We start from the raw sequence: 12252 nt of genomic DNA, 5'->3' as shown, positions 1-12252 counted from the left end.
GAACTTAAGTCGCCTATTCCCACTCGATAGTTGCCGGAGGTTTTCCGCTAATGTCGTAGACCACGCGATTAATGCCACGCACTTCATTGATGATGCGATTCGATACCTTGCCCAGTAAATCATGCGGCAAGTGGGCCCAGTGCGCAGTCATGAAGTCTTGAGTTTGAACTGCTCTAAGAGCAACAACGTATTCATAGGTTCTACCGTCACCCATAACGCCTACAGATTTCACTGGCAAGAACACTGCAAAGGCTTGGCTAGTGAGGTCATACCAAGATTTTTGACTTACTTCATCAATCGTATTGCGCAACTCTTCAATGAAGATGGCATCAGCGCGCTGCAAAAGACTTGCAAATTCATCTTTGACTTCACCCAAGATACGCACTCCAAGACCTGGACCTGGGAATGGATGGCGATACACCATCTCGCGTGGCAAACCTAGGGCTACGCCGAGTTCGCGGACTTCATCTTTAAATAACTCACGCAATGGCTCAAGCAGTTTGAGGTGCATATCTTCAGGTAAGCCACCCACATTGTGGTGACTCTTAATCGTATGCGCACCCTTTTTACCCTTACCAGCAGACTCAATGACGTCTGGATAAATAGTTCCTTGAGCAAGCCACTTCGCATTTTTAATCTTGCCAGACTCAGCTTGGAAGATCTCAACAAATTCTTTACCAATAATTTTGCGCTTGGCTTCTGGGTCAGCAACACCAGCAAGCTCAGACATAAACTTCTCTTTGGCATCAACTCGAATGACTTTGACACCGAGGTTGCGGGCAAACATTTCCATCACCATGTCGCCTTCGTTTAAACGAAGCAAGCCATGATCAACAAATACGCAGGTGAGTTGCTCACCAATCGCGCGATGGATTAATGCCGCTGCTACGCTAGAGTCAACGCCACCAGATAAACCAAGAATGACTTCTTCGTCACCAACTTGCTTACGAATATGGTCCACCGCTTCGCTAATGTAGTCACCCATCACCCAGTCTGGCTTGCACTTGCAGATCTCATGCACAAAGCGAGCCAAGATGGCTTCACCTTGCAAGGTGTGCGTTACTTCAGGATGGAATTGGAATGCATAAAAACGACGGTCTTCGTCAGCCATACCGGCAATTGGACAAGACTCTGTTGAAGCCATTAACTTAAATGCTGGTGGCAAAGTCGTTACAGAGTCGCCGTGACTCATCCACACTTTCAGAATGCCGTGGCCTTCACTAGTGGAAAAATCCTGAATGCCTTTGAGCAAATTGGTATGGCCATGGGCACGCACTTCAGAGTAACCAAACTCACGAGCTTTACCCAAGGATTCAGCAGAAGCAACAGCTCCGCCAAGTTGGGTTGCCATGGTTTGCATGCCGTAGCAAATGCCCAAAACAGGAACACCCAATTCAAAAACGATTTGTGGTGCGCGAGGACTTCCCTCTTCAGTAACCGAGCTTGGTCCACCAGAAAGAATAATTCCCTTACCACCCTGCTCCTGAATGAATTTGCGAATGAACTCTGGATCGCAATCGTAAGGATGGATTTCAGAGTAGACGCGGGCATCACGGACGCGTCTAGCAATTAATTGGGTGACTTGTGAACCAAAGTCGAGAATCAGTATTTTGTCGTGCACGAAAAAACCAGTCTTTAATTCAGCCTTAAATTCAGCTTTTGTTTACTTATTAATCAATGTGGTAATTCGGGGCTTCCTTAGTGATCTTCACATCATGAACGTGTGACTCGCGTACACCCGCTGAAGTGATTTCCACAAAATTCGCTTTCTCATGAAGTTCATCAATCGTCTTGCATCCAAGATAGCCCATTGAAGAACGAATACCACCAGTCAGTTGATGCAAGATGGCAAGGACACTACCTTTGTAAGGCACTTGACCTTCAATACCTTCAGGCACCAGCTTCTCTGCATTTGCAGCGCTGATATCACTCTGGAAATAACGATCAGCAGAACCATCCGCCATCGCGCCCAAAGAACCCATGCCGCGATAGCTCTTGTATGAACGACCTTGATACAAGAAGACTTCGCCTGGAGCTTCTTCAGTACCGGCAAACATACCACCCATCATGACTGAGCTTGCGCCAGCAGCCAAGGCTTTAGCAACGTCACCGGAGTAACGCACACCACCGTCCGCAATTAACGGAATGCCTGTGCCTTTGAGTGCAGCAGCCACATTCACAATCGCACTAATCTGAGGAACGCCTACACCAGCGACAATACGGGTTGTGCAAATGGAGCCTGGGCCAATACCGACTTTCACACCATCAGCACCATGATCAGCCAATGCTCTAGCAGCATCGCCAGTAGCAATGTTTCCACCAATCACTTGTACGTGAGGGTAATTTTTCTTAACCCACTTAACGCGGTCTAATACACCTTGGCTGTGGCCATGAGCGGTATCCACCACAATCACATCGACGCCTGCACGAACCAGAAGTTCAATGCGTTCATCGTTATCAGGACCTACACCAACAGCAGCACCAACGCGCAACTTACCTTCGCTATCTTTACAAGCATTTGGGTGCTCAGTGGCTTTCAAGATATCTTTAACGGTAATTAAGCCGCGCAATTCAAACTTGTCGTTAACAACCAGCACACGCTCTAAGCGATGCTGACTCATCAAACGCTTTGCCTCTTCTAGGGAGCAACCTTCTTTAACTGTAATCAAGCGTTCACGCGGAGTCATCTTCGTTTTTACCGGCGCATCCAAGTCTTCCTCAAAGCGCAAGTCGCGGTTGGTAATAATGCCCACCACTTCTTTGCCAGTCAGAACTGGGAAACCAGAAAAACCATGTTCACGCGAAAGCTGAATAACTTGGCGTAGCGTGACATCAGGACCGACCGTAATCGGATCGCGCAGAATTCCGGATTCGTAACGTTTGACCTTAGCCACTTCCCTAGCCTGCTCGGCAGGCTTGAGATTTTTATGAACAATACCAATGCCACCTTCACTAGCCATGGCGATTGCCAAGCGGCCTTCAGTGACGGTATCCATAGCTGCGGACACCAACGGTGTGTTTAGTGAAATATCTCGAGTTAACTTACTTGCCAAGCTGGCATCTCGAGGGAGTACCGAAGAATAAGCCGGTACGAGGAGCACATCGTCAAAAGTGAGTGCTTTTTGAATGAGTCGCATGCAAAACCCCTAGTCGCAAAAACAGATTATAGCCTCCTAGCCTTTCTTTTAGCTGCGGCAGCCTGGAATTTGGCATCTTGGTTCTGGTTTGCCTTCTTGCGGCGGACAGCTTTAGGGTCCACCAAGAGCGGTGAATACAACTCCAGACGGTCTCCCTCATAAATAGGACTATCCCAGTCTTTACGCTTGCCAAAGACGCCAAAACAGCCTTTTCTGGCCAGAATGGGATCTTCAGGGCCCTGGGCTATTCCACTTTTAATAAGCGCCAAGCCCACCGTGGGAGTGTCAGAGGGTGATAAATACAGGGTAAAGGGGGTGAGCTGAGGCTCACCCAAGCGGGCATCGCAAATCCAAATCTGCATGGACTGGTTAGCCATAAAGGTCTTCGGCTCGCTTTACGAAGCAATCCACAAAGGTGCCAGCAATATGCCCAAATACCGGCCCAATGATCTTATCCAGGATGACACTCTTAAACTCCCAATGGAGCTTGAACTCCACCTTACAAGCATCTTCCTTAAGGGGGATAAAGTTCCATTGCCCAGAAAAATGCTTGAATGGGCCATCCACAAAGACCATATCAATGGTTTCAGGGCGGTGATTGATGTTTCGGGTATGAAAGTACTGATTAATACCCTTGAAATGGATATTAATTTTGGCATCCAAAACCGTCTCGGTTTGCTCAAAAATTTCCACCCCACCGCACCAGGGCAGGAACTCGGGGTAGCGCGCAACGTCGGTGACTAAGCCATACATGCGGTCGGCTGATTGGCCAATTAAAACGGTCTTGTAGACGTCTGCCATAATCGATCTTGAGAAGCTAAATAAATATGAGTATCGTCGATAACAAAAAAGCCTTCTTCGATTATTTTATCGAGGAACGGTTCGAGGCAGGACTGGTTCTGGAAGGCTGGGAAGTAAAAGCCATCCGCGCTGGTCGAGTCCACATTAAAGAAGCGTATGTCGTCATCCGTCGGGCGGAGCTATTCCTGATCGGCTGTCACATCACCCCGCTACTATCAGCTTCAACCCATATCGTCCCAGACAGCACTCGCACCCGCAAACTCCTCCTCAATGCGATTGAGATTAAAAAGCTCATCGGTAAAGTAGAGCAAAAAGGCTACACCCTTGTTCCGCTAAATCTGCATTTCTCGAAAGGAAATGTGAAATGCGAGATTGGGCTAGCCCGAGGCAAGAAGCAGCATGACAAGCGTGCGGCCACTAAAGAGCGCGAATGGGAAGTTCAAAAGGGGCGCATTGCTAGGGGCGACCTCAACGCCTAAGTCCTGGAGCATGTTTCTCAGGCATTAATGCACCAATCAAGTGCATTGAAGCACCAAGCTGCCTCATCCCACAAAATGTAGTCAAACCAAAGGCATTAGTTTGTAACTATGAAATTGCCTTTTGACGAAATGCTCGACGCCAGCGGAAAAGCGCGTCCCCATTACCAAGTTTTCCATAACTGGCTTAAACAGCAGAGTGACACCCTCATGGGTCTCAAGCGCGCTGAGGCTGACTTAATCTTCCGACGAGTCGGCATTACCTTTGCTGTCTATGGAGATGATCTTGGAGCGGAGAGGACAATTCCCTTTGATCAGGTGCCCCGTATCTTTACCGCCAAAGAATGGGAACAGCTTGAGGCCGGTCTGCGTCAGCGGGTAAAAGCACTCAATAGATTCATTTACGACGTCTACCACGAAGAAGAAATCATCAAAGCCGGAATCATTCCTGCCGAACAAATCTACAACAACGCGCAATATCGCCCAGAGATGCGTAACGTTAACGTGCCGCGAGATATTTATGCACAGATCGCCGGGATTGATATCGTACGCGCTGGCGAAGGCGAGTTCTACGTTCTAGAAGATAACCTGCGTGTTCCATCTGGCGTGTCTTATATGGTTGAGGATCGCAAGATGATGATGCGACTCTTCCCAGACTTATTTCAAAAATATCGGGTTGCACCAGTCGAGCACTATCCTGATTTTTTATTGGAATGCTTGAAGTCCGTCAAACCCGATGACGTCAAGAAGCCCAACGTTGTAGTGCTCACTCCAGGCATGTATAACTCTGCGTATTTTGAACACAGCTATTTAGCCCAGCAAATGGGCGTTGAATTGGTGGAAGGTAAAGATTTATTTGTGAAGAACGAACAAGTCTTTATGCGCACTACCCAAGGACCTGAGCGAGTCGATGTCATTTACCGTCGCGTCGATGATGACTTTTTAGATCCCCTTGCGTTTCGTTCTGATTCAACTTTAGGTGTTGCTGGATTACTCTCTGCACATCGCGCAGGCAATGTGACTTTAGCCAATGCCATTGGTACTGGCATCGCTGATGACAAGTCAATCTACCCATATGTCCCTGACATGATTGAGTTCTACCTAGGCGAGAAACCAATTCTCAATAATGTGCCAACCTTCCAATGTCGTAAACCGGATGACCTTGCATACACATTAGCTAATTTAGACAAGTTGGTAGTGAAGTTAACCCATGGTGCCGGCGGCTACGGTATGCTGGTTGGACCAGCCTCAACCAAAGCAGAGATTGAAGAATTTCGCTGCCATCTAATTGCCAATCCGGATAAATACATTGCACAGCCAACGCTTGCACTCTCCACTTGCCCAACTTTTGTTGAGTCCGGCGTTGCGCCACGCCACATTGATTTGCGGCCATTTGTTTTATCAGGAAAAACAATCAAGATGGTTCCAGGTGGCCTTACTCGTGTTGCCCTCAAAGAAGGCTCTTTAGTGGTGAACTCCTCACAGGGTGGCGGCACTAAAGATACCTGGGTTCTAGAAGAATAAAAGGGATAAGTAAATATGTTGAGTCGTACCGCTGATTGCCTTTACTGGATGGCCCGCTACACAGAGCGCGCAGAAAATACTGCCCGCATGCTAGATGTAAACCACCAAACATCACTCCTTCCTCAGCCCTCAGAGTTTTTAGAGCAAAGCTGGAAGAAGTTACTCACTATCTCTAAGTTAGAGGAATCTTTCCTGCAGAAGTACGATGCCGTTACTCGCGAGAATGTCTTGGACTTCATGATTTATGAAACCAGCAACCCATCTAGTATCGTTTCCTGCTTATTTGCTGCCCGTGAGAATGCTCGAGTCATTCGCGGTCGAATTACCTCAGAAGCCTGGGAGACCCAAAATACTACCTGGCTCGAATTACAACGCATTCTAGAGGCTCGAAATCAAGCAGACCCGAGTCGACTGCTGGAGTGGGTCAAGCATCGCTGCCATCTATTCAGAGGCGTGATGCATGGCACCATGCTTAAGAACGAGGCTTTCTACTTCATGAATGTGGGTACGCTTTTAGAGCGAGCCGATAACACCGCTCGTATTTTAGAAACTAAGTACGAAGACCAAGCGACGCTCAAAGTATTGCGCACAGATAAAAAAGTGGATGCTGATGGGGCGGATGGTGATTTCTTTGACTTCTATCACTGGGCTGCCCTCCTTCGTTCAGTCTCCGCCTTTGAAATCTATCGTCAAATCTATTCTGATCAAGTGACTCCTAAGCAAGTCGCCGAACTCTTGATTTTCAACAAGCAAATGCCGCGCTCCCTAGTTAGCTGTGTGAACGAACTCATTCCATTAATTTCAGAAGTGAAGAATCAGCAATCCAAAGAAATTGAACGCCTGCTTGGTAAGCTCAAGGCAAGCTTAGATTATTCCGATATTGATGAAGTCTTTTCTCAAGGATTAGAAGAGTTTATTGAAGAATTCTTAGAGCGCATCAATCATATTGCTGATGAATTCAGCAATGCCTACCTCATACCATTAGCAGTAGCTTAAAGATCCCTATGCACCTCAAGATTCGTCATCGCACAGAATATCGCTATGAAACGCCGGTACGCTACTCCATTCAAGAGTTACGCCTCACACCACCGGATGTAGCTGGCCAAACAATTGACAAGTGGAAAGTGAGTACGCCGATTAAGGCAAGCACCTCACTCGATGCATTTGGAAACCTGTACAGCGTTTTTGTTCAAGAGAGTGCATACACCTCGATGATGATTGAGGCTGAGGGTGATGTTCATACTCAAGATGCCTTTGAGTTTATTGATGATCCCAAGGCAGTATCCCCTTACCACTTGCTCCAACAAACGAATTTAACTGAACCTACAGCTGAAATGCTGGAGTTCTTCTCGACATCACTTCCAAATAAAAACTCGGTTGATGAGGTCATGAGATTGGCGGCGGCAGTACAAAGCGCCATCCTATACTTCCCTGGACAAACCAATTTCGCCACTACTGCCGCCCAATCTTTCGCCATGAAATCAGGGGTTTGCCAAGATCATGCGCACATTATGTTAGGCCTATGTCGCGCCTCAAATATTCCAGCACGATATGTCAGTGGTTATTTCTTTGCAGAAGACTCCCCCAATCTTGCGAGTCATGCTTGGATTGATTTCTGCGCAGACATTGATAAAAAACTCTGGTTAAGCATCGATATCACCAATGCTTGTTTTACTGATGCTCGCCATATTCGGCTGGCAATCGGCAGAGATTACTATTCCGCAGCACCTGTTAAAGGCGTTCGCTCAGGTGGCGGTGGCGAAGAATTAGCAGCCAACATCTCCATTACCCAGCTTGCCTAGATTAGCCCCCAATAAAGTTAAGTAAGAGATAATTCAAGGAAATAATTAAAGGGGCTGCAGGATGACGTATTGCGTTGGGCTTTGCCTAAAAGATGGCTTGGTATTCTTATCAGATACTCGCACCAATGCGGGTGTTGATCAAATTGGTACTTTCAGAAAGATGTCTTTATTCCAAAAGGATAAAGATCGCTTTTTCACCCTCATGAGTGCTGGCAATCTCGCCATCACTCAGGCCGTGAAAGAGATCCTATTGCAAGGCCAGCTCCTGAACGGAAAAAATCTGTGGAATGTGGAAAGCACTCATGATGCAGCTGTCGTCATTGGTGATGCCATCAAGCAGGTTTACGATCGAGATCACAAGGCGCTAGAAAAAGCAGGCATTGATTTCAATTGCAACCTGATCTTTGGTGGACAGATTAAGGGTGAGCGCCCTCGACTTTTCAATATCTACTCAGCTGGCAATTTTATCGAGGCCACGCCCGAAACTTGTTACTTCCAGATCGGGGAATCTAAATACGGTAAGCCAATCTTAGATAGAGTGATCAGTTTTGATACGCCACTCAACTTAGCTACCAAGTGCGCCCTCATCTCGATGGATTCAACACTTAACAGCAACATCTCTGTTGGCCTACCTCTAGATCTACTGGTTTATGAAAAGAATTCATTGCAAGCTAGTAAACTGGTTACGATGGATGAGTCCAACCCCTACTTCCAAATGATTCATCAGCTCTGGGGCGAGAAATTACGCTCCGCATTTAACTCCATTGCGGAGCCAAGCTGGTCGGGAGCAACCCCTTCTCGCTCAATTGCATCTCCTGCCAAGAAGATGGGGGCGGTACCCATTCATCGCAATAGCAAAGCTGTTAAGAAAGTAGTCGCACCGGTTAAGACGGTAGTTAAAGCTAGCCCAAAGAAAAAGGTTGTTACGAAATCCAAGCGCTAGTTCGGTTAAGCGCCATAAAACAAAAGGCCTAGATCTCTCTAGGCCTTTTTCACATCTTGCTAGTGATTAGCAGGAACAAATTAAGCTTCTTTCTTACCCAACATTTCCCAAGTAGCTACTACGCTATCCGGATTGAGAGAGATTGAAGTGATGCCCTTAGCAACCAACCAACGTGCAAAGTCTGGGTGGTCTGATGGGCCTTGACCGCAAATACCAACGTATTTGTTTTGTTTGCGGCAAGCCTCAATTGAACGAGCAATCATGAACTCAACCGCAGGGTCGCGCTCATCAAAGTCAATCGCCAACAATTCCATACCGGAGTCACGATCTAAGCCCAAGGTTAGCTGGGTCATATCGTTTGAGCCGATTGAGAATCCATCGAAATGCTCGAGGAATTGATCCGCCAAAATTGCATTGGAAGGAATCTCGCACATCATGATCAGGCGCAAGCCTTTTTCACCACGCTTGAGACCGAACTTCGCCATCATGTCGATCACGCGCTCAGCTTGTTTGATAGTGCGTACAAATGGCACCATGATCTCAACGTTATCCAAACCCATATCTTCACGAACACGCTTCATCGCAGCGCACTCTAAGGCAAAGGCCTCACCGAAATCCTCTGATACATAGCGGGATGCGCCACGGAAACCCAACATTGGATTCTCTTCATCCGGCTCATAGCGTGAACCGCCGATGAGCTTCTTGTACTCGTTTGACTTAAAGTCAGACAAGCGAACGATCACCGGTTTTGGATAGAAAGCAGCCGCAATCGTTGCCACACCCTCAACCAATTTATCTTCGTAGAACTGACGTGGGCTTGCATAACCGCGAGCAACACTTTCTACAGCGCGCTTGAGATCAGGATCAATATTTGGGTACTCCAACACAGCGCGTGGATGCACACCAATGTAGTTGTTGATGATGAACTCGAGACGAGCTAAACCAACACCAGCATTTGGGATCTGGCAGAAATCAAATGCCAACTGAGGATTACCAATATTCATGGTGATCTTGACTGGAATCTCTGGCAATACGCCACGAGAAACTTCAGTTACTTCAGTCTCGATCAAGCCATCATAAATATGACCTTCATCGCCTTCTGCACAAGACACTGTCACCATCATGCCGTCTTGCAAATGCTCCGTTGCATCACCACAACCGACAACTGCAGGAACGCCCAACTCACGAGCAATGATCGCCGCGTGACATGTACGACCACCACGGTTAGTCACAATCGCGGAAGCGCGCTTCATTACCGGCTCCCAGTTAGGGTCAGTCATATCAGCAACTAAGACATCGCCTGGCTGTACGCGATCCATCTCGCTTGGGTCACGAATCACACGAACGGGGCCAGCACCAATCTTTTGACCAATCGCACGACCTTTAGCAAGAACCTTGGATGTACCCTTGAGCTTGTAACGCATCTCCACTTGACCAGCAGCTTGACTCTTCACTGTCTCTGGACGTGCTTGCAGGATGTAAATACGGCCATCTTGACCATCTTTACCCCACTCGATATCCATTGGACGACCGTAATGCTTCTCGATAATCACGGCATATTTAGCTAACTCGGTAATGTCGGCATCTTCCAATGAAAAACGATTACGTTTCTCTGGAGCAACATCTACAGTCATTACCTTCTCAGCAGAACCTGCTGGGGCGAATTGCATCTGAATCAACTTAGAGCCTAAAGAGCGACGAATAATCGCTTTCTTATCTTGAGCTAAAGTTGTTTTGAACACATAGAACTCATCCGGGTTGACTGCGCCCTGCACCACTGTTTCACCCAGGCCATAGCTTGAAGTGATGAACACGACATCTTCAAAGCCAGATTCAGTATCCAGAGTAAACATCACACCAGCTGCACCCAAGTCAGAGCGAACCATGCGCTGAATACCAGCAGATAGGGCTACTTCGGCATGGGCAAAGCCCTTATGAACGCGGTAAGAAATCGCGCGATCGTTATACAAAGAAGCAAAAACTTCACGAATCTTTTTCAGAACATCGTCAATGCCTTCAACGTTCAAGAAAGTTTCTTGCTGTCCAGCAAATGAAGCATCAGGCAAATCTTCCGCGGTTGCAGAGGAGCGCACTGCAAAAGAGCCTTTGCCCGAATCATCTAATTTTTTAAACGCTGTACGAATTTCTTCATCAAGGCGTGCTTGAAATGGTGCGGTCTCAATCCACCCACGAATTTCTTTACCGGCTTCAGCTAGAGCACGAACATCATCAATATTGAGATTTTCCAAACGCTTCTGAATGCGTTCGGTCAAATTGTTGTGCTCTAAGAAATCACGAAACGCCAATGATGTAGTTGCAAACCCCGTCGGTACACGAACACCCGTGGAAGACAACTGAGAAATCATTTCACCCAATGAGGCATTCTTACCGCCGACTGACTCAACATCAGTCATTCGGAGTTGCTCAAAAGGCAAAACATAGGCATTTGCTACATCGCTACTTTGGTGCTGTTGGTTGGACATAAAATACTCTCTAAAGATAAGGAAACTGGTCGAGCGGCCGAATAAAATACGGCATACTTCATTAACTACATATTGTAATGCTGACCACGACTTTTAGGCCAACCTCATGTCTACCCAAACCCGCATTGTTTTTATCGTTTCTGATGGCACCGGAATTACCGCTGAGAACTTCAGCCAGTCGATTTTGGCCCAATTTGAGGCCACTTTTAAGCACATTCGAGTGCCTTTTGTGGATAGCCCTGAAAAAGCCCATGACGCCGTTTCTAGCATCAATCAGGCAGCCTCTAAATATGGGGTTCAGCCCATCGTTTTCACCACTTTGGTGAATCCCGAGCTCAACAAGATTGTCGGCAAGGCTAATGGCTTGATTCTGGATATGTTCCAGACTTTCGTGGCACCTTTAGAGCAAGCGCTAGGGGTCAAATCGACCCATGCTATGAACCGCCTGCACCACAATGCAGATACCGAGGCCTACAAAAACCGTATTGAAGCCATTAACTATTCCCTGGCCCATGATGATGGACAGTCAAACCGGAACCTTGCTGAAGCCGATGTCATTCTGGTTGGGATATCTCGAGTAGGTAAAACGCCAACTAGCCTCTACTTGGCAATGCAATATGGCATGAAAGCGGCCAACTATCCTCTGATACCTGAAGATTTTGAACGTGGGCAGTTGCCAAAGGATTTAATCCCCTACCGCAACAAGATCTTTGGCTTGATGATTGATGCTGAACGTTTATCAGAGATTCGCAATGAACGACGTCCAGGTAGCAACTATGCGAAGCTAGAAAACTGTCGCTACGAGATTAATGAAGCCACTGCCATGATGAAAAAAGAATCTATTCCTTGGGTGGCAACAACCAGTAAATCGATTGAAGAGATTGCAACTACTGTATTGCAATCCATTAAATCGGATAAAACAATACTAGGTTAGAAAAGTATTCTTCAAGGTCTGCTTTCGACCTTGATTTCAACCCGTCAACGCAACAGATTGAGCAAAACGTTCTGCCGGTGTTTGATAGTTTAGTGTTTTTCTAGGGCGTTCATTTAATTGTCTTGCTACAGCATTGAGTTTTGCTTGTGAGT

Annotated in this window: 11 protein-coding genes and 1 pseudogene; 6 read left to right on the top strand and 6 right to left on the bottom strand. The window is 47.0% G+C overall.

Going from position 1 to position 12252, the window contains the following annotated elements:
- Positions 1 to 13: 13 nt before the first annotated feature.
- Genes guaA through ICN11_RS07600 form a run of 4 tightly spaced genes read right to left on the bottom strand, consistent with a single transcriptional unit; the run spans position 14 to position 3938 of the window.
- On the bottom strand, positions 14 to 1621 hold the full coding sequence (gene guaA, locus ICN11_RS07615) for a glutamine-hydrolyzing GMP synthase (RefSeq protein WP_216229850.1): 1608 nt from the start codon (positions 1619 to 1621) through the stop codon (positions 14 to 16).
- Between the two features lie 49 nt (positions 1622 to 1670).
- Complete coding sequence (guaB, locus tag ICN11_RS07610; protein WP_216180643.1) at positions 1671 to 3137, bottom strand: IMP dehydrogenase; 1467 nt, start codon at positions 3135 to 3137, stop codon at positions 1671 to 1673.
- A 26-nt stretch (positions 3138 to 3163) separates the two neighbouring features.
- Complete coding sequence (locus tag ICN11_RS07605) at positions 3164 to 3514, bottom strand: RnfH family protein (RefSeq protein ID WP_216229849.1); 351 nt, start codon at positions 3512 to 3514, stop codon at positions 3164 to 3166.
- On the bottom strand, positions 3507 to 3938 hold the full coding sequence (locus tag ICN11_RS07600; RefSeq protein WP_216133814.1) for a type II toxin-antitoxin system RatA family toxin: 432 nt from the start codon (positions 3936 to 3938) through the stop codon (positions 3507 to 3509). The genes ICN11_RS07605 and ICN11_RS07600 overlap by 8 nt, the downstream gene beginning before the upstream one ends.
- 26 nt (positions 3939 to 3964) lie before the next feature.
- Between ICN11_RS07600 and smpB the strand changes: the two genes are divergently transcribed.
- The 5 genes from smpB to ICN11_RS07575 all read left to right on the top strand — a co-directional run bounded on the left by smpB (position 3965) and on the right by ICN11_RS07575 (position 8683).
- Positions 3965 to 4417 carry an SsrA-binding protein SmpB gene (gene smpB, locus ICN11_RS07595; protein WP_015421400.1) on the top strand — a complete coding sequence of 151 codons (453 nt, stop codon included), beginning with the start codon at positions 3965 to 3967 and terminating at the stop codon, positions 4415 to 4417.
- 108 nt (positions 4418 to 4525) lie between these two features.
- Complete coding sequence (locus ICN11_RS07590) at positions 4526 to 5938, top strand: circularly permuted type 2 ATP-grasp protein (protein WP_216229848.1); 1413 nt, start codon at positions 4526 to 4528, stop codon at positions 5936 to 5938.
- A gap of 15 nt (positions 5939 to 5953) precedes the next feature.
- Complete coding sequence (locus ICN11_RS07585) at positions 5954 to 6934, top strand: alpha-E domain-containing protein (protein WP_216229847.1); 981 nt, start codon at positions 5954 to 5956, stop codon at positions 6932 to 6934.
- Between the two features lie 8 nt (positions 6935 to 6942).
- Positions 6943 to 7740, top strand: a complete 798-nt coding sequence (locus tag ICN11_RS07580) for a transglutaminase family protein (RefSeq protein WP_216229846.1) — start codon at positions 6943 to 6945, stop codon at positions 7738 to 7740.
- 61 nt (positions 7741 to 7801) lie between these two features.
- The gene (locus ICN11_RS07575; protein WP_216229845.1) at positions 7802 to 8683 is read left to right on the top strand and encodes a proteasome-type protease; all 882 of its coding nucleotides are present in this window, start codon (positions 7802 to 7804) and stop codon (positions 8681 to 8683) included.
- Positions 8684 to 8763: 80 nt separating this feature from the next.
- Here the strand turns inward: ICN11_RS07575 and ppsA are convergent, their stop codons facing one another.
- Positions 8764 to 11166, bottom strand: coding sequence for a phosphoenolpyruvate synthase (gene ppsA, locus ICN11_RS07570; RefSeq protein WP_216229844.1), 2403 nt, complete (start codon positions 11164 to 11166; stop codon positions 8764 to 8766).
- A 106-nt stretch (positions 11167 to 11272) separates the two neighbouring features.
- On the opposite strand from ppsA, the gene ICN11_RS07565 reads away from it, so the two are divergent.
- Complete coding sequence (locus ICN11_RS07565; RefSeq protein WP_216229843.1) at positions 11273 to 12100, top strand: pyruvate, water dikinase regulatory protein; 828 nt, start codon at positions 11273 to 11275, stop codon at positions 12098 to 12100.
- A 36-nt stretch (positions 12101 to 12136) separates the two neighbouring features.
- On the opposite strand, the pseudogene ICN11_RS07560 reads toward ICN11_RS07565, so the two are convergent.
- Positions 12137 to 12252, bottom strand: a pseudogene (locus ICN11_RS07560) (IS30 family transposase); the annotation flags it as partial.

The organism is Polynucleobacter sp. 78F-HAINBA, assembly GCF_018882325.1.
Lineage (GTDB): Bacteria > Pseudomonadota > Gammaproteobacteria > Burkholderiales > Burkholderiaceae > Polynucleobacter.
Note: the sequence above shows the minus strand (reverse complement) of the source record. Positions and strands in the feature narration are given on the sequence as shown.